The organism is Micromonospora sp. NPDC005254, from assembly GCF_042872525.1.
Taxonomy (GTDB): domain Bacteria; phylum Actinomycetota; class Actinomycetes; order Mycobacteriales; family Micromonosporaceae; genus Micromonospora.
Genome location: NZ_JBIAKM010000005.1, coordinates 541076 through 561316 on the forward strand (window position 1 = coordinate 541076; position 20241 = coordinate 561316).

Genomic DNA, 20241 nt, shown 5'->3' on the forward strand with positions numbered 1-20241 from the left:
CCCGGGGCGGTCAACGCTGGTGGTGACGCGGCAACGCCGCCTGCCCCACCACGCCACCCACGAAGGGCGCCCCCGGCGTCTCCTTCGCGATCCGGTCCATCGTGCGCGCCAACTGCTCACTGCCGTCGTCGAGATGCCGCGCCGCCGCCTGCATGTGCGACACCATCATCTCGCCGAAGATCCGCAACGCCTCCCGGGTCGCCACCGTGTCGTCGAAGCTCGGCCCGGCCGTACTGCGGTACTCCGCCACCGCCCGCTCGGCCTCCTGCTTCGCCTCCTCCGCCGCCGCCCGCATGTAACTCTCGTACTGCAACCGGGCGTACTCGGCGACCCGCCGCGCGTAGTCGTGCGCCTGCGCGATGATCTGCTCGGCCTCCCGCTGCGCCGCCGACAGCAGATTCACCTCCTTGGCCGCCGGCACCTTCACCGCCGCGCCCGTGCTCGGGATCACCCCGTGGCGGTGCAACTCCACCCGGTCGGTGAGCCGCTCGTTCTCCGCCCGCAGGTTCGCGATCTGCGTCGCCAACAGATCCAACTCGTCGGCGACCTGCACCCGGAACCGGTCCACGTCCGCGTTGTCGTAGCCACGCCGCGCGAACGGCGCCGTCCCGAACTCCCACCGCCGAACCCGGTCGGAGGTCATCCGCACCTGCACACCGCCGGACACCTGAATCCCGTCGTACCGGCTGATCGGGGTCGCGCTCACCTCTCACCCCCCTCACTCGACTGCTGGACCGCCGTACGCCACGCCGGGCCGTACCACTGCTTGCCCAGACCCTCGTGATGCACCTGACCCTCGTGGTAACCCGCCCGAGCCAACGTCTGCACCGCGTGCGACACCATCTCGTCCGACCCGCACACGTACACGTGCCGCGAACGCCAGTCACCATCGGCCAACGCCCGGTCCACCGCGTACACGAACTCACCCGGCCGGTTCGCGTCCGCGCCCACCACGTACGTCACCGTCAACCACGGACACGACGACGCCAACTTGTCGATCGCGTCGCTGTCGTAGAACTCGCTGCGCGACCGCGCACCCACGTACAGATCCACGCGACGACCGGAACCCTCCGCGGCGACCTGCTCCACCAGGGCCTTCACCGGCGCCCAGCCGGTGCCCGACGCCAGCAGCAACAGATCACTGGAACCCGCCGCCCACAACGCCAGACGCTCCCCCACCGGAGCGGCCAGATGCACGCGGTCCCCCACCGCCGAGCCGTACACCAGCCGCGACGACACCGCGCCACCCGGAGCGGCCCGCACATGCAACTCCAGCGTGCCGTCCGCGCGCGGCGCGTTCGCCGGCGAGTAGTACCGCCACGACCGCACCGACGGGTGCGACACCCCGATCGACTGACCCGGAGTGAACGGCAACAGGTACTGCGGACGCACCGTCAACACCGCCACGTCGAACGCCCGCCGCTCATGGGACACGATCTCCGCCACCCACCACGGCGGGTTCACCGCCTCCGCGGCCTGCGCCGCCTCCGTCATCACCTGCGCGATCAGCCCGTACGCCGCCGCCCAGTCCTGGGCCAGCTCATCGGTCCACTGCTCGGCGAGAAAATGCTGCAACGTCGCCAACAGCGCCTCACCGACCGCCGGATAGTGCTCCGCGCGGACCGCGAACTTACGGTGATCCGCGCCGAGGTCCTGCAGGAAACCCACCAGCCGATCGACCTGATCCACGTGGGACACGATGTGGCCCAGCGCGGTGACCAGGCGGTCCCGCTGCCCCGCCATGTTCGTGGGGAACATCTGCCGCGTCTCGGGATGCGCCAGAAACAACGTCGAATAGAAGTAGAGCGGCACCTCGTCGCCGTGCCCGGCGACGAGGGACCAACTCTGCTTGAGTCGGGCCGCGTCCACGCTCAGACGCCCGGACGCTCTCCGGTGGCCACCACCTGGTCCTGCACCTGCGCCAGCACCGCCCGCACGTCGTCCTGCACGTCGGCCGGAACACCCAACTCGGTCAGCGTCGCGATCAGGTACTCACCGACCTTGGCGTAGTGCGCCACCGGAATGCCCAACGGCTGGTGCGCCTCGGCCAACCCGCGACCGGTGTACTCGTTCGGGCCGCCCAGCACCACCGTCAACATCAACGCCAGGTGCCGACGCTGGCCCGCCATGTCCACAGTGGCGAAATAACCCGCCAACTCCGGATCGGCGAGCACCTTGTCGTAGAACAGCTCCACGGCCGCCTTCACCGAACCCGCTCCGCCGATGCGGTCGTAATTCGAGGCGGGAGCGGTCTCTTCCGTAACCGTCACGGTCGTTCCTTCCGGGGTGACAGGTCGCGCGCGCGGTGACGCGCAGGGGCAACGGCCACCGACGCCACACCGTCAAGCCGCTGCGGCACACCGGGGACCGTGACGGACCATAGCGTGCCCGCAACCTCCGGTCAGGGCCCCCCTATCGGTTTCCCGACAGTCGACGCACACGCATCGTCACCACAGTGGACCCCGAAGATCCACCCACGGCAACCAGAAGATCACCCACGGTATCCACTGTGGAAAACGTCACCCGGGGAAACCGTCACCCGGACGCCACGACCTGACCCGCAGTCACCAGACAGCCGTAGCCAAAAGAGTCACCCGTATCGCCGGACCGGGCACCAGCGGACGCGCAGCGCGACTCAGCCGGCCCGCCGCCGCGCCCGCCGCGCCGCCAACTCGTCACCCACCGGATCCGACGAGGGCCCCACCACCGGCTCCGCCGGGCCGCTCGCCGCCGGCTCCGTCGGCAGATGCGACAACGACCCCTGGATCTCCTTGAACGCCCCACCGATCGCGATCCCGAAGACGCCCTGCCCACCCTGCAACAGGTCGACCACCTCCTCCGGGGACCGACACTCGTACACCGTCGTCCCGTCGGAGATCAGCGTGATTCCCGCCAGATCCTCCACACCACGCGACCGCAACGCCTCGATCGCCTTGCGGATGTTCTGCAGGGACACCCCCGCGTCCAACAACCGCTTCACGACCTTCAACACCACCAGATCGCGGAACGAGTACAACCGCTGCGTCCCCGAACCCGACGCGTCCCGGACGCTCGGGACCACAAGCGTCGTGCGCGCCCAGTAATCCAACTGCCGATAACTGATGCCCACCGCGTGACACGCCGTCACACCTCGGTAGCCCACCGAGCCGTCACCCTCAGTCGCCACACCCGGCGACGACGCACCCGGCTCACCCAACTGTGTACCCGGATCAGGATCCTGCGGCTCGTGCATCCGGACAACCTCCCCGTCAGTGCGGCGACGCGTCGTTTCCGGGACGCGCACCCCTCGACACGGCAACCCTAACGCCACCTTCAGGGGTTACCACGGAGGAACCGACGCGACACGCCGCGCAGCCACCGAGAAAGATCACCAACCACACGCCGACGTCACCCACCGTGACACCAGCGCGGAACCGAGCCACTCAGCCCGCGAAATCCTCCGGACGCACCTGCTCCAGGAACTCGCGGAACTTCTCCACCTCGTCCTCCTGCTCGTCGGGGATAACGATCCCCGCCTCGCTGAGGACCTGCTCCGCACAACGAATCGGCGCACCGACCCGCAACGCCAACGCGATCGAATCGCTCGGCCGCGCCGACACCCGCACCCCATCGCCGATCAGGAGATCCGCGTAGAACACGTTCTCCTTCAGCTCGGTGATCTCCACCGCCTGCAACGGCGCCTGCAACGCCGCCAACACATCCCGCAAAAGATCATGCGTTAACGGACGGGCCGGCTTGACCCCCTGCTGCTCATAAGCGATAGCCGTGGCCTCGACCGCGCCGATCCAGATCGGCAGATAGCGGTCGCCCTCGACCTCCCTGAGCAGGACGATCGGCTGGTTGCTCGGCAGCTCCACCCGAACTCCGACCACGCTCAGCTCGCGCACCGCCGCCTCCGTGTCGTTGTCACCTACGCCGCACCGCGCCCTTTCCCTGCACGGTACACGGACCGCAACACGGTCGTCCGATGCGCTACAGCACCACGCCCGCGTCAGAGAGGGGTTACCCCGGCAAGCCTACGGCACGCTTCGGAGAAGAGATCTTTCCGCTCCACCGCCGCCTGCCGGGCACCCTCACCGACCCAACGTCGACCGAAGCCCCACCCGCACCAACGCCGCGTGCAACTGCTCCGACAACGCCACCAACTCCCGCGCCGTCTCCGCCGCCCGCGCCCGCGCCGCCGGATCACTCTGCCGCGCCAACGGCGCCACCAACTGCGCGAACAACCCGACCTCACGATCGGCCGCGCTCCGGTAACCCCGCAGATGCCGCGGCTCCAACCCGTACGCCGCCAAACCCGCCACCGCCGACGCGATGATCAACGCATCCGCGTCGTACCACCCCGGCGGATCCGACACCAGCACACCGAGCCGCTCCAACTCCACAAGCGTCGACTCGTCGATCCCACTGCGAGCCACCAGCTCAGCCCGGCCGAGCCGCACCTGCGACGACTCGGCCGGCTCCGCCGACTCCCGACCCGGCACCGCACCATCGGGCCCCACCGCGACCAACGCCGGCCGCGACCGCTCCGGCTGCTCGCCAGACGAATCCCACTGGGCCAACTGCTCACGGATCACCCGCAACGGCAGGTACCGGTCCCGCTGCGCGGTCAGCACGAACCGCAACCGCGCCACATCGTCCCAGCTGTACTTCCGGTAACCCGCCGCCGTCCGCTGCGGCTCAACCAGCCCCTCGGCCTCAAGGAACCGCAGCTTCGAAATCGTCGTGTCCGGGAAATCCACCCGCAACTGCCCCAGCACCTCACCGATGCTCATCAGCGGCTGGGACCGGGCCGCCCCGGGTGGCGTGGAGGCCGCAGGCTCGTTCACCCCCGGCCGGCCTCCTCCTCCGGGCGCGGACCGGCGATGAACACCACCCGGAACTTACCGATCTGTACCTCGTCACCATTGCTCAACGTGGCCGCCTCGACCCGCTCACGATTCACGTACGTGCCGTTCAGGCTACCCACGTCCCGCACCGTGAACGTCCCACCATCACGGTGGAACTCCGCGTGCCGGCGCGACACCGTCACATCGTCGAGGAAGATGTCACTGTCCGGGTGCCGGCCACTGGTCGTCACATCGTGGTCCAACAGGAACCGGGCACCCGCATTCGGGCCGCGACGAACCACCAGCAGCGCCATACCCGGCGGCAACGAACCGGACATCCGGCTCGGCACCACATCGGTGTCCGGCCCTTCCAGCACTTCGTCGAGCGAGCCGAGATTGAGCGTCGAGGTGACGTCGAGTGGGGGGAACTCGTCGTCTGGGCGCGTCATGGGACCACCTCACGGATCTGTTCGGTCGGCGTCGGGTAATGGCGGGTCTGGCCGCCGGGCGCTCGTCCACCCGGCGGCTGGCTCCCCGTGCCCGGGAAGGCAATTCCACAACGCTCAACTAATGGATTCTTCTCGGTCGACTGGGCGAGCCTAGCCAGCGCCGAAATGCAGGGCAACCGGACGCGCGCAGACATCCCGCACACCGGATCAAGCACACTCAGCCTTCGGTGATCTTCTGGTACGCGCCCGCCGTCAGCAACCCGTCCGTCGCCGTCGGATCGTTCGGAGTGATTTCCACCAGCCAACCCGCACCGTACGGATCCGTGTTGATCAGCTCAGGGGTGTCACCCAGCGCGTCGTTGCGCGCCGCCACCGTGCCCGCGACCGGCGCGTAGATCTCCGACACACTCTTGGTCGACTCGATCTCACCCAGCGAGTCACCGGCCGCGACCACCGCACCCGCCTCCGGCAACTGCACGTACACGATGTCACCCAACGCGTCCTGCGCGAAGTGCGTAATGCCGACCCGCACCGAGCCGGTACCGTCACCCGCCACCCACTCATGCTCGGCGGTGTATCGCAGATCCTCGGGAATCACCAGACGCGTCCTCATCCATCGGTGCCCCGGACCACCCGGGCCCGGCGCGGCCGCGCCGGTCAGGAGACCGGACGGGCGTGTTCCTACTTGGTCGGCGCGTGCAGCGCCGAAACCTCGGCAACCTCACGCTCCCCAAACGTCACGTTACCGCCGTCACCCCGGACCGACGCGACCACCCCACCAGGAATGTTCAACGCCGTACGCATCGTCGCCGGATCACCGATCACCGTGATGGTGTACGGCCCCGTCAACCGACGCCCCTCCACCATCAACGACCCGTTGTCCCCATCCAGGAAGTACGTCGATGCGATCACCCGCACCGTCGCCCGGTCACCACCGGAGATCTGCATCGCCTCCGCGCCCGCGCCCCGCAACTCCTGCACCGCGTCCAACACCCGGTCCGCCGTGATCGGCTTGACCCCGTTGCTGGAGAACTGCACCGTCAACCCCGGACCCACCGCCGGCAACGTGCCCGCCAGAATCCCCAGCTCGTCCGCCCGACGAGTCGCCTCGTCCAACGCCGCCTGCCGACCCTGCGCACCCGAGGCCAACTGCCGCTGGCTCTCCTCCAACGCCCGAATGTCCTGCTGGAGACGGTTCTCGCGGGCATCCAGATCCGACAGGATCCGCACCAGGTCCTCCTGACGCGTCGCCCCCAACGTCGGATCCGCGGACGTCGTCCGCAACTGCACGACAAGCGTGAACCCCAGCAACGCCAACAACGCCGCGATCATCACCCCGGCCGCGCTGAACCGCGACCGACCCGCCGCCACCGCAGGGGCCGACTCCGCCACCGGCTCGTCCACCGGCTCACCCGCCCGCGCCACCGCGCTCAGGTCCACCGTCGCGCCGTCATCGACCGGGGCCACCCCGGGCTCCGCATCCGGAGACTCCGGCTCCTTCGTCGGACCGTGCGGCGCCAACGGACTCAACTCGTCCGGATCCGGCGCGTCCGGCCGCGGATCCGGCTCACCCGCCGGCCCACCCGGCCGCCCCGGCACCGCCGGCTGCGGCCAGCCCGTCCCCGTCTCCGCCTGCTCGTCGCTCATCGCTGTCAAACCTACGCCCGGAACAGGTGCCGACGGATCGCCGCCACATTCCCGAAGATCCGCACACCCAGAACGACCACCACACCGGTGGACAACTGCCCGCCCACCCCCAACTGATCCCCCAGATACACGATCAGACCCGCCACCAGCACGTTCGAGATGAACGACACCACGAACTGCTTGTCGTCGAAGATGCGGTCCAACTTCGCCCGGACCCCACCGAACACCGCGTCCAACGCGGCGACCACCGCGATCGGCAGGTACGGCTGCAACGCCGCTGGCACCGTGGGATCAAGCCACACGCCCAGCACCACACCGGCGAGCAACGCCAGCACCGCGATCATCCGCCACCTCCGGAAGGACTAGCGGTCCCCGGCGAACCCGACGACCCAGGACTGCCGGACCGGACACCCGACCCCGAAGGGCTCGGACTGACCGACGGCTTGGCGTAGCGTAGCTGCGGCTCCGGAGCCGCCGGCAGGGTGAGGTCCTCCGCCTTGCGCACACCGAACGACAGGCCGGTCTTCTGCGCGACGTCCTGCATCACCGCCGCGCTGCGACTGTCCTCGAACTTGCGCCGCATCGACCCCGGCCCGATCGCCGACACCTCGTACGGCCCCGTCACCGGCCGGAAATCCACCAGGATCGCCTCGCCCGCCGTACGGATCGTCGACGTCGACGTCAACCGCTGCCCATTGATCGCGATCGCCTCGGCACCGGCGCTCCACAACGCGTTCGCCACACCCTGCAGATCGCTGTACAGCACCTGCGGCGGCCCCGCGCCCTTACCGGTCACCGCGTCCGCGTTGCCCGGGGCGTCCGCCAGGCGCACCACCACACCGTCACCCCGCACCCGGCCGAGCCCGGTGACCGCCTCCAGGTCCCGCAGACGTGCCGCGGTCGACCCGCTCAACGCCGCGTCCCGCTGCCGGCTGACCTCCTCCCGCAGCTGATCCGCGCGCGCCGACAACCGGTCGGTCTGGCTCTCCCGCTCCTTGATCTGCGCCACCAACCCGGAGCGGGCCTGAGCACGCCCCGGCTCGTCCGCCATCGTCTGGCGATACGCCACCGCGAACAGGAAACCCAGCACCACCACCACGACCAGGCTGACCGACCGCGCCGGCCAACCCCGGGACTCGTCCTGCGACGACGCCACCCGCTCGCGCGCGGCCGCCGCGTCCGCGTACCCCGGATCCAGGGGGTTGCGGAACAGCTCGGTGAGGAAGTCCGGGGCGTACACCCGATCCGGGCGGGGACGCTCCGGCGGCGTCGCGCTCACGCGGCCGCTCCCGGGTCGCGCGCCGCGCGCACCAGCCGCGACGCCTGCACCACGTACATGGCGCCGGCCACCCAGTAGAGCACCAGCCCCCACCAGGCCAGCCCCCAGCCGATCGCGGCCGTCGCCGTCGCCGCCTGACTCCACTCGGTGGCCAACAGCAGCACCGGGAACGCCGCGAGCAGCAGGAAGGTGGCGGTCTTGCCCACGTAGTGCACCGGTGGCGGCCCGTACCCGTAGCGGCGCAACACCGCCAGTGAGCCGAGCAGCAACGCCTCCCGGGCCAGCAGCGCCGCGGTGAACTGCCACGGCACGATCTCCCGGGCGGTGAAGGCAAGCAGCGTGGCGAGGATGTAGAGCCGGTCGGCGAGGGGGTCGAGCAGCTCCCCGAGCCGGCTCACCTGACTCAGCCGGCGCGCGATCCAACCGTCGACCCAGTCGGTGGTGCCGCCGATGGCCAGCACCACCACCGCCGCCACGTCCGCGCGGGCCACCAGGAACAGGTAGAGGAACAGGGGTACGCCCAGCAGGCGCCCGAAGCTGATCAGGTTGGGCAGGGTGAGCACCTGGTCGCCGGGAGCCTGGTCACCGGTGTCCCGCGGATGCTCTGCCCGAGCCGGCCGACGCGACACCCGAACCTCCTCCACCGCACGCCCCGACGCCAGACCGAGATCGGGCGCGGCGGAGGTCGTACGCGCTGTCGGGCCGGCAACCGCCGGCTCCCCTGCGGCCCCGGGTTGGGACCTCTGTCCTGATGCGGCCCGCGATCTCGATGATCGCGGGCCGGGTGAGTGCGCTGCCACTATATCGGGCTTCCCCGCACTCCTCGGCCGCCGCCGCGTGCTGTCGGTGCGGCTGTGCCGCACTGTGGCGTGGATCACCACGCGTAGAGCGTCCTAGGATACTAGTGGAAGGGGGACGGCGGTTCAGGCCGTCTGGACCGCCTGATCGGTCTGCTGCTCCGGCACCGTCTGCGTTGCCGCCCGACCGAAGGCGAGCAACGACAGCAACAGGTCGTGCTGCATCCGGGGCGGCATCCGGTCCAACACGGCCTGCACCGCGCGCTGGCGCCGCTCCGCCAGCTCCCGCAGCAGGGTCAGGGCGGCGGCGGTCGGCACCAACCGCACCTCCCGCCGGTCGCGCGGGTCGGCCACCCGGCGCAACAGACCGGTCGCCTCCAGCCGGTCGCAGAGGCGGCTGGCCGAGGAGGGCACCACGTCCAGCAGCTCCGCGAGACCGTTGACGTTGGTCTCCCGCCGGCCGCTGATCAGCATCAGCACCCGCAGCTGGGTCGGTGGCACCTGATGCCGCGACGCCGCCGAGTCGAGCACGGCGATCAGCGTCTCGGCGGCCGCGTCGATCGCCGAGGCGAGATCCGCAGGTCGCTCCACCCGATGTCCCCTGCCGTCGTCACGCTGGTGCCCGCCCGGCGCGGCGGCGGCAACCCTCATCCGCCGTCCCGCTCACGCGGACCATGCCAGTCGAGGCAGACGACGACGGCGTCGTCGCGCAAATCGGAATCCGCGTGATAGGCGTGTAGTTCGCGCATCACCGTACCAACCGCCTCGGTCGCCGGCTGCAACCGTGTGGCCCGCAGGGATCGGGCCATCACCCGCTGCCCGTACGGCTCCCGCCCCGCCGGCTCGGCCGCCCACACGCCGTCGCTGACGACGAAGACCCGGTCACCCGGCGCGAGCTGGAACTCCTGCAGCTCGTAGCGGGTCTCGGCGAACATGCCCAGCGGCAGTTGCTGCTCCAGCTCCACCGGCTCGACCGTCGCGCCACGCATCCGCAGCAGGTGCGGCGAACCGGCGTCGACCGCCCGCACCCGCCCGGTGCGGATGTCCAGCTCGAGCAGCAGCGTGGCCACGTGCCGACGGCCCCGGTGCTGGTAGTAGACCGTGTCCGAGGCCAGCTCCGCCTGCTCCACGAGGCCACCGCCGGAGCGGCGGGCGTTGCGCATCGCGTTCACGGTGACCGCCGTCAGCAGCGACGCGGCCAGGCCCGTGCCCTCGCCGTTGAGCACCGTCAGGGTCAGCCGGTCACCGTCCAACGACCAGTCGAAGTGGTCGCCACCGACGGTGTACGCCGGTTCCAACTGCCCGGCCAGGTGAAAGGCGCGGTGCGCCACGCTACGACCGGGCAGCAGGTCCCACTGCATCTCGGCGGCCATGCTGAGCCGCTCCCGGCGACGGGCCCGCCGATAACGGTCGGTCTCCCGGTCCGCAGCCCGCATCGCCACCGCCAGGTCGCCGGCGATGTCGGTGGCGCGCCCGGTCACCGCCGGGCCCGGGACGGTCGGCAGTTCGATGAGCAGCACACCCAGCCGCTCCCCCCACACCGTCAGGGGCAGGTAGAGCCGGCAGACTCCGTCGTCCAGCCCGTCGCGCACCGGCTGCTGGCTGGAGAAGCAGCGCTGAGCCACGGTGTGCTGGGCCAGGGCTCCGGCCGCCGGCAGGTCCGGATCCAGCACCGGCCAGAGCCCGCTGATCCGGTAGTCGGCGACGAACACGTCGGTGCGTAACGCGCCCAACGCCGACCGGATCGCCCGGTCCGCCGCTTCCGCCAACTGGTCGGGCGCGGCCTCGCGCAGCGCGCGCGACACCCCGTCCGGCGCGTCCACCATGGTTGGTCGTCCCTCCAGAAACTTGCTACAGGGCAAGCATCATACGGACGCCACCGGACAGCCGGTCGTCGCGGGTCAGTCGGCGTCCCGTGTCGCCAGTACGCCGTGGAAGGCGTCCGGCACATCGGCGGGCGGGCCGGCGGGCCGCCACCGGCGGACCGGGACGATCCCGTCCGACGTCGGCGTCCACCGGCCCAGCAGCGGGGCGAACGCCGACGGGGGACGCATCCGGAACGCCGGACCCATCATCGCCAGCGCCTGCGGGTGGGCGGCCAGCTCCTCGGTGTCGAAGTCCACGGCCAGCAGGCTGCCCGGCGCCGCGGCGGCGAACAGCTCGTCGAGGGTGCGCGTGAGCGTGGCGTCGTCGAGGAACGCGGCGAGCCCGAGGAAGACCACCCCCACCGGCCGCCGCCCCCACCCGGGTACGAATCGATGCAGCTGGGCCGGGTCGATCGTGCCGATGTCGGTGGCGTCGCCGTAGCCGTAGCCCGCCCGGTCGCTGTCAGCGAGGATCCGCTGCCCCAGCCGGATGGTGACCGGGTCGACGTCGGTGTAGAGCACGGTGGCCTCGGCGGCGACCTCGTGCACGTTGCCCATCGTGGGCACCCCCGCGCCGAACACCAGGAACCCGTCCACGCCCTGCTCGACCATCGCCCGCACCGCCCGGCGCAGGAACGCCCGCAACTCCCGGAAGACCGGCGCGCACGGCCCGTACGCCTGCTCGAAGGCGGTCGCCGCGGCCACGTCGACGTCGAAGTGGTGTTTCCCGCCGAGCCAGAAGTCGATCATGCGAGCGGTGCTCGGCTCGTCCGGTTCATCCATCGACGACGCTCCTCCCCGTCCGGTCGCCGCCAGCGTACCGACCCGGGCCCGACCGGCGGTATCGCTCCGTCGCGCCGCCGCGCCCGCGATACTGGCTCGGCGGGAGGTGAGACGGGTGAACTCGGCGGACAGCGCGGCGGTGGTGGTCGGCGTGGACGGCTCGGAGCCGTCCCTGCGCGCGGTGCGCCTGGCCGCCGCCGAGGCCGTCCGCCGGCACCGGCCGCTGCGGGTGGTGCACGGGTTCATCTGGCCGGTGCTGCACGTGCCGGTCTCCCCCGCTCCCGACGCGCCGCCCGGCGCCGGACTGCGCCACCGGGCCGAGGAGCTGGTCGCCGCCGCGGTGGCCGAGGCCGAGGCGACCGCGCCCGGGCTGACGGTCTCCGGCGAGATCATCGACGGCGAGGCGTCCGCGGTGCTGGTGGGTGAGTCCCCCACCGCCGCGCTCATCGTGCTCGGCGACCGCGGGCTGGGCGGCTTCTCCGCGCTTGTCGTCGGCTCGGTGGCGGTGCAGGTCTGCGCGTACGCCGGCTGCCCGGTGCTCGTCGCCCGCGGCGACCAACGCCCCGACGAGCCGGTGCTGGTGGCGATGGACGGCTCGGCGGCGTCCCGGCTCGCCGCCGACTTCGCCGCCGAGACCGCGGTGGCGCGCGGCGTGCCGCTGCGCGCGGTGCACGCCTACCGGCACCCCGGCAGCAGCGGCCCCGGTGACATGCAACCCCTGGTGTACGACGAGGCGCAGCTGCACGCCGAGCAGGAGCGGATGCTCACCGGCTGGCTGGACGGGCTGACCGACCGCCACCCGGGGCTGCGGCTGACCTGGCGGGCGGCGCACGGCCGCGCCGGCGCGGTGCTCGCCGAGGCGTCCCGTTCGGCCCAACTGTTGGTCGTCGGGGGGCAGGGGCGCGGCGAGGTGACCGGCTTGCTGCTGGGGTCGGTGAGTCAGTCGGTGCTGCACCACGCCCGCTGCCCGGTCGCCGTGGTCCGCGGCCCCCGCTGACACCCCGGGGTTGGCCCCCCGCCAGACGGGTAGACGGCCGCGGTACGCCAACGGCGACGAAGGAGGCAGCAGATGCCAGGACCACGGCCGGGCAGCAACGCGTACGACAAGCAGCGGGCGCGGTTGCGCAACGCGATCGACGACTCCGGACGCCGGGTGCCCGACGGCAAGGCCAACCAGGTCGCGAACCGGATCCTGCAGGAGGATCGCGGCCAACGGGGCGTCGTACGCGGCGAGCGCACCTACGGCCCCAAGAGCGAGCGTGAACCAGGCGACCCGAAGTGAGGGGGGTCGACGTGGCCGACGGCGCCATCGCGGGCGCCGTCGGCAGCACCGCGCTCAACGTGGTCAGCTACCTGGACATCGCTCTGCGGGCACGGCCGGCGAGCAGCACACCGGAGCAGACCGTCGACCGGCTGGCCGGCATCGCGCACGTGGACCTGGGGTCGGGGCCCCGGGCGGCGAACCGCCGCTCGGGGCTCGGGCCCCTGATCGGCTACGGGCTGGGCATCGCCGCCGGCGTGGCGTTCGCGCTCTACGCCGGTGGTCGGCGCCAGCCACTGCCGATGGCCACCGGCGTGCTCGGCGCCGGCGTCATGGCGATGACCGACGGGTCCATCACCGCGCTGGGGATCAGCGATCCGCGCACCTGGCGGCGCTCCGACTGGATCTCCGACATCATCCCGCACCTGGCATACGGACTGACGGCCGCCGCCACCTGGAACAGGTTGCGGCGGCCGTCCGGTCACGGTCGTTAGGCCCGGGCGTCGCTGTCGTCCTCGGCGACCGGCTCACCCGCCGGGCCGTACGGCGACACCTGGCCCTTGGGCACCGGCCGACCGGCGTCTCCGCGCGACGTGCCGCGGTTGAGCGGATGCCCGGTCGGCTGGGGCCCCTTGCTGTCCTGACTCGTCGCTCCCTTGGCGTTGCGCCGGAACTCCTCCTGCTGCGGGTTGACCACGAGTGTCTCCCTCCGGGTACGGCAGGCGGCATCGACCGCCTCCACCGGCGGCATACCCGTCCGGCCGGGCGGCATTCCGGTCCCGCCCCGCGCCCGCAGGGCTAGCCGCGCCCAGGGTGGGTACCCACCCGGTGTGGGTGACGATCGAGCGGTGGTGCGGGTCCTGCTGGACCGGCGCAGCCACACGTACGCCGAGGAGGCCGGTATCCGGCTCGCCGACCGCCCCGGTCCGCTCTACCAGCTGCTGGTGCTGGCCACCCTGCTGAGCACCCGGATCCGGGCGTGCGTGGCGGTCGACGCCGCGCGGGAGCTGTTCGCGGCCGGCTACCGCACGCCGCAGGCGATGGAGGCGGCGAGCTGGCAGCAGCGGGTCGACGCGCTGGGCCGCGGTCATTACCGCCGCTACGACGAGCGCACCGCCACCATGCTCGGCACTGGCGCCCGGCTGTGTCTGGACCGCTGGCACGGCGACCTGCGGCGCCTGCACCGGGACGCCCAGGGCGACCCGGCCGGGCTGCGCCGACGGCTCACCGAGTTTCCCGGCATCGGGCCCACCGGCGCGGACATCTACCTGCGCGAGGCCCAGACGGTCTGGTCCGACCTGCGCCCGTACGCCGATCGTCGGGCCCTCGCCGGCGCGAAGCGGCTGGGCCTGCCGGGCTCACCGGACCGGCTGGCGGGGCTGGTCGCCGAACCGGACTTCGGCCGGCTCGCGTCGGCGCTGGTCCGGGTGGCGCTCGGCGAGGAGTCCGCGGGCGAGGTCACCCGTGTCGCCGCCGGGTGAGGCGCTCACTTGACCGGCTTGTCTCCCTGCGGTCGGGTCAGGTGCCACACGCCGAGCGCGGCGAGCAGCGCCAGGACGATGACCCCGCCGGAGATGCCACGGCCCTCCTCGGGGCTGCGGCCCGCGCTGCCGAAGTAGATCACCGCGAGACCGGCGAGCACGGTGACGAACGTACGCAACCCTCGGTCCTTCACGTACCGCACGGTAGGCGAGGAGCATCCGCTAGGGGGTGTTTCGCCCGTGTTGTCCCTCTTCTGGGCGACGCGCTCAGCGCTCGGCGACGAACCCGCGCAGCCGCACCCGCCGCACCGCCCGGTCGGCGACCTCCACCACCTCGATGGTCAACCCGGGCAACCGCACCGTCTCGCCCGGCTCACCCGGCAGGTGACCCAACCGGGCCAGCACCAGCCCGGCCACCGTCGTGTACTCCCGCGACAGCGGGAAGCTCAGTCGCACCCCCAGATCGGGCAGGTCGTGCAGGGGGAAGTCACCGGGCACCAGCAGCGCCCCGTCCGGCTCCCGGGCCACGCCGCGCACGTCGCGGTCGGTCTCGTCGTACAACTCGCCGACGACCTCGGCCAGCAGGTCCTCCAGCGTGACGATGCCGTCGATGCCGCCGTGCTCGTCGACGACGAGGGCCAGTTGCTGGTGTTCCTGGCGCAACCGGCGCAACGCGTCGGCCACCGGCAGGGTGACCGGCAGCAGCAACGGTGACCGGACCCGCTCCCCCACCGTCCCGGTGCCGGCCCGCACCAGATCGCGGATGTGCACCACGCCGACCACCTCGTCCAGACCGCCGGGGCCGGTCACCGGGGCGCGGGAGCGGCCTGCGGCGGCCAGCAGGCGTACCCCCTCGTCGGCGGCCACGTCGGTCGGCAGCGTGGTCACCTCCCGGCGGGCCACCAGGATCTCCCGCAGTGTCCGACCGGCGATGTCGAACGCGCCGGTCAGGATCTCCCGCTGCTGCGCCGACAGGCCACGCTGACTGACCAGCATCTCCCGCAACTCCTCCTCGGTCATCTCCTCCCGACTGGCCCGGGGGTCCCCGCCGGCCAGCCGGACCACCATGTCGGTGGCCCGACTGAGCAGCCACACCGCCGGGCGGGACACCCGGGCGAGCAGGTCCAGCGGCCCGGCGCTGAGCAACGCCCACCGCTCGGCCCGCTGCATGGCCAGCCGCTTGGGCGCCAACTCGCCCAGCACCAACGTGACGAAGGTCAGCGCCACGGTCACCAGCAGCACCGAGGCCGGGCGGGCCGCCGCGCCGAGGAAGCCCAACGGGCCGACCAGCGGCTGGGCGAGCGACACCGCCGCGGCAGCCGAGGCGAGGAACCCGGCCAGGGTGATGCCGAGCTGGATGGTGGCCAGATAGCGGTTCGGGTCCCGCGAGAGCCGGACCAGCCGGTCACCGGCGCGGGTCCGCCGACCCAACCGGCGCAGCTGCCCCTCCCGCAGCGTCACCAGCGCCATCTCGCTGCCGGAGAGCGCGGCGTTGACCAGCACCAGCACGGCCACCAGCGCCAACTGCCCCAGCTGACCGCCCACCGCCCACCCCCGTTGACCGCCTGAGGTCACCTAACCGCAGCGCGCCCGGCTCCGGGCCCCGTTTCCGGCCGGCGGGGCGCTCAGTCGACCTCCAGGTCGTCCAGCGAGATGGAGTGGGTCATCAGCCACCGGGCCAGCGCCGACATGCCGAACAGCCAGAGCGGCACCGACTCGGTGGGGCCGTTGGTCGCGTAGATGGCGAACCGCAGATCCGGCGCGCGGTACGCCTCGATCCGCCATTGGTGCTGCCGGTCCCGCCAGACCGCCGAAGGGTCCATGGCGTCACCGTAGGTGACCGCCGACGGTCGAGGGGCCGGTTAGCCCGGCACCACCGCGACGCCGAGCACGGCACGCGCGGCGGACACCAGCAGGACGATGCCGATCCCGGCGAGCAGCAGCCAACCGACGCCGCGCCACCCCGAGGCGCGAACGGGCGGCGGCACCGGCGGCGGCCGCCACATCTCCCGGTACGACCAGGCCAGCACGCCCACCCCGAACGGCAGGAGCCCGATCCAGTACCAGAACCACCGGGTGCCGACCAGCGGCGGGGCGCCGCCGACCAGCCGGACCAGCCACAGCAGGGTCACCGCGCCGGCGAGCAGCCCGGCGGCGTCGGCGATCCGGTGCGCGGCAGCGCCGGCGCTCTGCCACAGGTCCGCCGACGCGGCCAGTCTCGCGTCCAACCCGGCGGGCCGCTCCGTCGACTGCGGCCCGGCGGGCTCCGCCTGCGCGTCGGGCGGCTCGACGAAGGCGTACCGGACCCGGCCACTCGGCACGCTCCAGGCGATCATCGCGCCCTGCGGGTCGTACCGCGGCTGCGGCCGGCTGCCCCAGTACGCGTCGTCGTCGGCCCAGCCCGACGCCCGTTGGAAGCTCACCACCCGGCCCGCCGCCAGATCCCGGTCGAGCTGGCCCGCCGTCGCCTCGCGCGGCGCCACCCACCATGCCAGCGAAGCCCACAGCACCCACAGCAGCGGCAACCCCCAGCGCAGCGGGACCGAGACGACACCACGCCACCGGTCAGCGAACGGCCGCGACGGGGACAGGGACGGGGACAGCTCGGCCATCTGTTCACCCTGGCAGCCCGCCGCAATCCTGTCCGCCCCGGATCATCGCGGTGGCGCGCTCAGGTGACGACGACCCGGGCGTCGTCGGGCAGGCGGCGGGTGACGCCGCGGCGGTCCAGCAGCTCCAGCAGCGGCACCGCCACCCGGCGGGTGGTGTCCAACGCCTGCCGGGCCGCCGACAGGGTGAACGGCTGCGGCAGCCCTGCCAGCACGGTGACCGCCGCGTCGAGGGCGTCGGGCAGCAGCACCACCGTGTCGGCCAGCCGCAGCAGCGCGCCCGCGCGTACCGCCGCACCGATCTCCCGGGGGCCCAGGCCCAGGTCGACGAGGCGGTCCGCCTCGGGGGCGCGAAACGGCCGGTCGGCGTATTCGGCGCGGACCCGCTGCACGGCTCGGGCCACCGGCTCCGGCAGGGTGTCGACGGCGGCCGTGCCGATCCGCCCACCGTGGACCCGCAGCGGCGGGCGGATCAGCGCCTCGACCAGCGCCCGGTCGGGCAGAGCGAGGCGTTGACGCAGCGCGTCCACCGGCATGCCCGGCTCCAACGGGTGCTCCCGGGCGTACCGGCCGACCTCCTCGGTGAGCTGCTCGCCGAGCCGCTGCCAGTGCGCGGGGTCGGCCAGCCAGTCACCGGCCACCGGCGTGGCCTGCACCGGCACACCCATCCGGCGCAGCGCGCCGACCCGCACCAGCCGACGGCGGCGCAGCTCACCGGCCAGGTCGGGTCGACCGTCGAGGTCGGCGAGGACCGTCGCGCGGGCGGCGGCCGCGCCCCGCCGCGACAGCGGTGGCGGCGCCACGTCGAGGACCCGTACGCCGCCGGCCACGTGGTGTCGGCCGGGATCACGCAGCAGCGCCCGGTCGCCGACCAGCAGCGGCAACGGGCGGGCCAGCCGCAGCCGGACGGTGTCCGCGCCGAGCGGCCGGACCCGCACCGGCACCGCCGCCGACCCCACGTGCAGGGTGAGGGTGGCGGGCAGGTCGGCGGCCGGGTCGCCGGTGAGCCGTACGTCGATGACGTCGGTGTGATGGAACCGGCCCGGGGTGAGCAGCGCGTCGCCGCGGCCCAGCCGGTCACGGGGCGTACCGCGCAGGTTGACCGCCACCCGGGCCACGGCCGCCGCCTCCGGACGGGCCTCGCCGAGGGAGTGCAGGCCCCGAACCCGAACCAGTTCGTCGGCCCCGGCCAGCTCCAACTCGTCGCCGACGCGCAACCGGCCGGCGCCCAGCGTGCCGGTGACGACGGTGCCACTGCCCCGCACGGTGAAGCTGCGGTCCACCCAGAGGCGCACCGGGGCGTCCACTGTGGGGGCGGGCAGCCGGGCGGTGAGCCGCTCCAGCGCGGCCCGCAGCTCCGGCAGGCCGGCACCGGTCAGCCCACTGACCGCCACCGTCTCCACCGCGCCGAGGCTGCTCGCCCCGATCTCGGCGCGGGCCCGCTCCGCCGCCGGCGCGGGGTCGGCCAGGTCCGCGCGGGTCACCACCAGCAGGCCGTACCCGACGCCGAGCGCGTCGAGCGCGGCCAGGTGCTCGGCGGACTGCGGCATCCACCCCTCGTCGGCGGCGACCACGAGCAACGCGGCCGGCACCGGCCCGACCCCCGCGAGCATGTTCGGCACGAACCGCTCGTGCCCGGGCACGTCGACGAAGGCGATGGTGGCGCCGGACGGCAGCGTCGTCCAGGCGAAACCCAGGTCGATGGTCATGCCCCGGCGGCGTTCCTCGGCCCATCGGTCGGGTTCCATCCCGGTCAACGCCCGGACCAGGGTCGACTTGCCGTGGTCGACGTGCCCGGCGGTGGCGACGACGAACATGATCAGTCGTCCCCTCCGACGCGCAGCACGGCCGCCAGGACCGCCTCGTCGGCGTCGACGGGAACACAGCGCAGGTCGAGCAGGAGCCGGCCCCGCACCACCCGGCCGAGCACCGGCTGGTCACCGGTGCGCAGCGGCACGGCGTACCGCTCGGGCAGGCTCAGCGCCCACGAGTCCAGCTCGACGCCGGGGGCGCCGCCGCCGCCGACCACGGCGACCGCCGGGACGACCTCCGCCTTGCGTCCCTCCGCGCCGAGCCGGTCACGCAGCAGCTCCACCCGGCTGCGCAGAGCGGCCGGGTCGGCGTGCAGCGCGGTCCGCGTCGGCGTGTCCGGGCGGTGCAGGGTGACGGCCAGCGCGGCCAGGGTCAGCTTGTCCACGCGCAGCGCCCGGGCCAGCGGGTGGCGGCGTAGCCGTTCGACAAGCGCGGCGTCGCCGAGCAGCAGTCCGGCCTGGGGGCCGCCGAGCAGCTTGTCGCCGCTCGCGGTGACCAGGGCCGCGCCGGCGCGCAGGGTGCCGGCCGCGTCCGGCTCGTCGGGCAGCAGTGGATCCGGCGCGAGCAGCCCGGAGCCGATGTCGGCGACCACCGGCACGTCGAGCGTGGCCAGTTGGCGTACCGGTGTGGCCGAGGTGAAGCCGGTGATCTGGAAGTTCGACGGGTGCACCTTGAGCACGAAGCCGGTCTGCGGTCCGACGGCCGCGGCGTAGTCGTCGAGCGTGGTGCGGTTGGTGGTGCCCACCTCGCGCAGGCTGGCGCCGGTGCTCTCCAGCAGGTCCGGCAGGCGGAAACCGTCGCCGATCTCGACCAGTTCGCCTCGGCTGACGACGATCTCCCGGCCGGCGGCCAGCGCGGTGGCGGCCAGCACCAGCGCGGCGGCGCCGTTGTTGACCACGTGTACGGCGGCGGCGTCCGGCACGGCGGCGGCCAGCGCGTCCATCGCGTCCCGGCCACGACGTGCGCGTCGCCCCGTGCGCAGGTCCAGCTCGACGTCGGTGTGGCCGGCGGCCGCCACGACCGCGGCGACGGCGGCGGGTGACAGCGGCGCCCGACCCAGATTGGTGTGCAGCACGACGCCGGTGGCGTTGAGCACCGTCCGCGGACCCGGGGCGGGCAGCCCGGCGACCACGGCGTCGGGGACCTCGTCGGGCTCGATCTCACCGCGGCGGGCCCGCTCCTGCGCCTGGACGACGGCGGCCTTGACCCGGTCCCGGCCGAGGGTCGCGAGGGCCTCGGCCAGCCGCGGGTCGGCGAGCAGCGTGTCGGTGCGGGGCACCCGGCGTCGCGGGTCCACGCTGCCGTCGCGCATCACGTCACTCCTGCCGCCGTTGGCGGAGACGGACGGGAATCGAACCCGCCTGGCCCGGGTCCCGGACCACACCGGTTTTGAAGACCGGGAGGGGCACCAGCCGCCTGAACGCCTCCG

26 protein-coding genes and 1 tRNA gene are annotated in these 20241 nt (G+C 72.8%); 4 read left to right on the top strand and 23 right to left on the bottom strand.

The genetic code is table 11. The features are described from left to right. Window positions 1–10 precede the first annotated feature (10 nt). The 15 genes from ACFYPR_RS18960 to ACFYPR_RS19030 all read right to left on the bottom strand — a co-directional run bounded on the left by ACFYPR_RS18960 (window position 11) and on the right by ACFYPR_RS19030 (window position 11649). Window positions 11–706 (bottom strand): DivIVA domain-containing protein, encoded by a 696-nt coding sequence (locus tag ACFYPR_RS18960; protein ID WP_355138785.1) that lies wholly within the window; start codon window positions 704–706, stop codon window positions 11–13. Further along, complete coding sequence (locus ACFYPR_RS18965; protein ID WP_355138783.1) at window positions 703–1869, bottom strand: globin domain-containing protein; 1167 nt, start codon at window positions 1867–1869, stop codon at window positions 703–705. The genes ACFYPR_RS18960 and ACFYPR_RS18965 overlap by 4 nt, the downstream gene beginning before the upstream one ends. 2 nt (window positions 1870–1871) lie before the next feature. Then, a complete protein-coding gene (locus tag ACFYPR_RS18970; protein WP_355068091.1) occupies window positions 1872–2270 on the bottom strand; it encodes a group 1 truncated hemoglobin in 399 nt (132 codons plus the stop codon). 365 nt (window positions 2271–2635) lie between these two features. Next, window positions 2636–3232 (bottom strand): MerR family transcriptional regulator, encoded by a 597-nt coding sequence (locus ACFYPR_RS18975; protein WP_387261184.1) that lies wholly within the window; start codon window positions 3230–3232, stop codon window positions 2636–2638. 190 nt (window positions 3233–3422) lie between these two features. Next, window positions 3423–3887 (bottom strand): bifunctional nuclease family protein, encoded by a 465-nt coding sequence (locus ACFYPR_RS18980; RefSeq protein ID WP_007460347.1) that lies wholly within the window; start codon window positions 3885–3887, stop codon window positions 3423–3425. Between the two features lie 186 nt (window positions 3888–4073). Further along, the gene (locus ACFYPR_RS18985; RefSeq protein WP_193376631.1) at window positions 4074–4775 is read right to left on the bottom strand and encodes a MerR family transcriptional regulator; all 702 of its coding nucleotides are present in this window, start codon (window positions 4773–4775) and stop codon (window positions 4074–4076) included. Window positions 4776–4825: 50 nt separating this feature from the next. Next, the gene (locus tag ACFYPR_RS18990; protein WP_007071101.1) at window positions 4826–5278 is read right to left on the bottom strand and encodes an FHA domain-containing protein; all 453 of its coding nucleotides are present in this window, start codon (window positions 5276–5278) and stop codon (window positions 4826–4828) included. A 217-nt stretch (window positions 5279–5495) separates the two neighbouring features. Then, window positions 5496–5876, bottom strand: coding sequence for a glycine cleavage system protein GcvH (gene gcvH, locus ACFYPR_RS18995; RefSeq protein ID WP_007460354.1), 381 nt, complete (start codon window positions 5874–5876; stop codon window positions 5496–5498). Window positions 5877–5959: 83 nt separating this feature from the next. Then, window positions 5960–6925 carry a DUF881 domain-containing protein gene (locus ACFYPR_RS19000; protein ID WP_387261187.1) on the bottom strand — a complete coding sequence of 322 codons (966 nt, stop codon included), beginning with the start codon at window positions 6923–6925 and terminating at the stop codon, window positions 5960–5962. Window positions 6926–6936: 11 nt separating this feature from the next. Then, complete coding sequence (locus ACFYPR_RS19005; protein WP_007460356.1) at window positions 6937–7269, bottom strand: small basic family protein; 333 nt, start codon at window positions 7267–7269, stop codon at window positions 6937–6939. Continuing rightward, window positions 7266–8204, bottom strand: a complete 939-nt coding sequence (locus tag ACFYPR_RS19010; protein ID WP_355068094.1) for a DUF881 domain-containing protein — start codon at window positions 8202–8204, stop codon at window positions 7266–7268. Before ACFYPR_RS19010 ends, ACFYPR_RS19005 begins: the two co-directional genes overlap by 4 nt. Continuing rightward, window positions 8201–8833, bottom strand: coding sequence for a CDP-alcohol phosphatidyltransferase family protein (locus ACFYPR_RS19015; RefSeq protein ID WP_354855315.1), 633 nt, complete (start codon window positions 8831–8833; stop codon window positions 8201–8203). The genes ACFYPR_RS19010 and ACFYPR_RS19015 overlap by 4 nt, the downstream gene beginning before the upstream one ends. 294 nt (window positions 8834–9127) lie before the next feature. Continuing rightward, window positions 9128–9592, bottom strand: coding sequence for a MarR family transcriptional regulator (locus ACFYPR_RS19020; protein WP_354855316.1), 465 nt, complete (start codon window positions 9590–9592; stop codon window positions 9128–9130). Between the two features lie 56 nt (window positions 9593–9648). Further along, window positions 9649–10827, bottom strand: coding sequence for a PP2C family protein-serine/threonine phosphatase (locus ACFYPR_RS19025; protein ID WP_387261190.1), 1179 nt, complete (start codon window positions 10825–10827; stop codon window positions 9649–9651). Window positions 10828–10902: 75 nt separating this feature from the next. Next, window positions 10903–11649: an SAM-dependent methyltransferase gene (locus ACFYPR_RS19030; protein ID WP_387261193.1), complete on the bottom strand. Its 747-nt coding sequence runs from the start codon at window positions 11647–11649 to the stop codon at window positions 10903–10905. 115 nt (window positions 11650–11764) lie between these two features. Between ACFYPR_RS19030 and ACFYPR_RS19035 the strand changes: the two genes are divergently transcribed. The 3 genes from ACFYPR_RS19035 (at window position 11765) to ACFYPR_RS19045 (ending at window position 13404) form a co-directional block, all read left to right on the top strand. Further along, a complete protein-coding gene (locus tag ACFYPR_RS19035) occupies window positions 11765–12646 on the top strand; it encodes a universal stress protein (RefSeq protein ID WP_387261196.1) in 882 nt (293 codons plus the stop codon). A 72-nt stretch (window positions 12647–12718) separates the two neighbouring features. Continuing rightward, window positions 12719–12931, top strand: a complete 213-nt coding sequence (locus tag ACFYPR_RS19040) for a phosphatidylethanolamine-binding protein (protein WP_088948250.1) — start codon at window positions 12719–12721, stop codon at window positions 12929–12931. Then, a complete protein-coding gene (locus ACFYPR_RS19045; RefSeq protein ID WP_387261199.1) occupies window positions 12928–13404 on the top strand; it encodes a hypothetical protein in 477 nt (158 codons plus the stop codon). Before ACFYPR_RS19040 ends, ACFYPR_RS19045 begins: the two co-directional genes overlap by 4 nt. Here ACFYPR_RS19045 and ACFYPR_RS19050 read toward each other — a convergent pair. After that, window positions 13401–13607 carry a hypothetical protein gene (locus ACFYPR_RS19050; protein ID WP_354862918.1) on the bottom strand — a complete coding sequence of 69 codons (207 nt, stop codon included), beginning with the start codon at window positions 13605–13607 and terminating at the stop codon, window positions 13401–13403. The genes ACFYPR_RS19045 and ACFYPR_RS19050 overlap by 4 nt on opposite strands. Window positions 13608–13740: 133 nt before the next feature. On the opposite strand from ACFYPR_RS19050, the gene ACFYPR_RS19055 reads away from it, so the two are divergent. Then, the gene (locus tag ACFYPR_RS19055) at window positions 13741–14391 is read left to right on the top strand and encodes a hypothetical protein (protein WP_354862916.1); all 651 of its coding nucleotides are present in this window, start codon (window positions 13741–13743) and stop codon (window positions 14389–14391) included. Between the two features lie 5 nt (window positions 14392–14396). On the opposite strand, the gene ACFYPR_RS19060 is transcribed toward ACFYPR_RS19055, so the two are convergent. The 7 genes from ACFYPR_RS19060 to ACFYPR_RS19090 all read right to left on the bottom strand — a co-directional run bounded on the left by ACFYPR_RS19060 (window position 14397) and on the right by ACFYPR_RS19090 (window position 20240). After that, window positions 14397–14585, bottom strand: coding sequence for a hypothetical protein (locus tag ACFYPR_RS19060; protein WP_354862920.1), 189 nt, complete (start codon window positions 14583–14585; stop codon window positions 14397–14399). A 73-nt stretch (window positions 14586–14658) separates the two neighbouring features. Next, window positions 14659–15936 (bottom strand): hemolysin family protein, encoded by a 1278-nt coding sequence (locus ACFYPR_RS19065; RefSeq protein WP_387184868.1) that lies wholly within the window; start codon window positions 15934–15936, stop codon window positions 14659–14661. Window positions 15937–16016: 80 nt separating this feature from the next. Next, entirely contained in the window at window positions 16017–16214 is a 198-nt protein-coding gene (locus ACFYPR_RS19070; RefSeq protein WP_088989536.1) for a hypothetical protein, read from the bottom strand. 39 nt (window positions 16215–16253) lie between these two features. Further along, window positions 16254–17003 (bottom strand): hypothetical protein, encoded by a 750-nt coding sequence (locus ACFYPR_RS19075; protein ID WP_387261202.1) that lies wholly within the window; start codon window positions 17001–17003, stop codon window positions 16254–16256. A 59-nt stretch (window positions 17004–17062) separates the two neighbouring features. Next, window positions 17063–18817, bottom strand: a complete 1755-nt coding sequence (gene selB / locus ACFYPR_RS19080; RefSeq protein ID WP_355068107.1) for a selenocysteine-specific translation elongation factor — start codon at window positions 18815–18817, stop codon at window positions 17063–17065. Between the two features lie 2 nt (window positions 18818–18819). Beyond that, on the bottom strand, window positions 18820–20124 hold the full coding sequence (gene selA, locus ACFYPR_RS19085) for an L-seryl-tRNA(Sec) selenium transferase (RefSeq protein ID WP_387261205.1): 1305 nt from the start codon (window positions 20122–20124) through the stop codon (window positions 18820–18822). A 20-nt stretch (window positions 20125–20144) separates the two neighbouring features. Next, window positions 20145–20240 (bottom strand) — tRNA-Sec (locus ACFYPR_RS19090). Between the last annotated feature and the right edge of the window lies 1 nt (window position 20241).

What these genes read in the sequence shown, in the direction of transcription:
- ACFYPR_RS19000 (WP_387261187.1), bottom strand. Translation starts at nt 6,925, where the DNA reads ATGAGCGACGAGCAGGCGGAGACGGGGACGGGCTGGCCGCAGCCGGCG.
- ACFYPR_RS18990 (WP_007071101.1), bottom strand. Translation starts at nt 5,278, where the DNA reads ATGACGCGCCCAGACGACGAGTTCCCCCCACTCGACGTCACCTCGACG.
- ACFYPR_RS19070 (WP_088989536.1), bottom strand. Translation starts at nt 16,214, where the DNA reads ATGGACCCTTCGGCGGTCTGGCGGGACCGGCAGCACCAATGGCGGATC.
- ACFYPR_RS19030 (WP_387261193.1), bottom strand. Translation starts at nt 11,649, where the DNA reads ATGGATGAACCGGACGAGCCGAGCACCGCTCGCATGATCGACTTCTGG.
- ACFYPR_RS18975 (WP_387261184.1), bottom strand. Translation starts at nt 3,232, where the DNA reads ATGCACGAGCCGCAGGATCCTGATCCGGGTACACAGTTGGGTGAGCCG.
- selB (WP_355068107.1), bottom strand. Translation starts at nt 18,817, where the DNA reads ATGTTCGTCGTCGCCACCGCCGGGCACGTCGACCACGGCAAGTCGACC.
- selA (WP_387261205.1), bottom strand. Translation starts at nt 20,124, where the DNA reads ATGCGCGACGGCAGCGTGGACCCGCGACGCCGGGTGCCCCGCACCGAC.
- ACFYPR_RS19075 (WP_387261202.1), bottom strand. Translation starts at nt 17,003, where the DNA reads ATGGCCGAGCTGTCCCCGTCCCTGTCCCCGTCGCGGCCGTTCGCTGAC.
- ACFYPR_RS19025 (WP_387261190.1), bottom strand. Translation starts at nt 10,827, where the DNA reads ATGGTGGACGCGCCGGACGGGGTGTCGCGCGCGCTGCGCGAGGCCGCG.
- ACFYPR_RS19005 (WP_007460356.1), bottom strand. Translation starts at nt 7,269, where the DNA reads ATGATCGCGGTGCTGGCGTTGCTCGCCGGTGTGGTGCTGGGCGTGTGG.
- ACFYPR_RS19040 (WP_088948250.1), top strand. Translation starts at nt 12,719, where the DNA reads ATGCCAGGACCACGGCCGGGCAGCAACGCGTACGACAAGCAGCGGGCG.
- ACFYPR_RS18985 (WP_193376631.1), bottom strand. Translation starts at nt 4,775, where the DNA reads ATGAGCATCGGTGAGGTGCTGGGGCAGTTGCGGGTGGATTTCCCGGAC.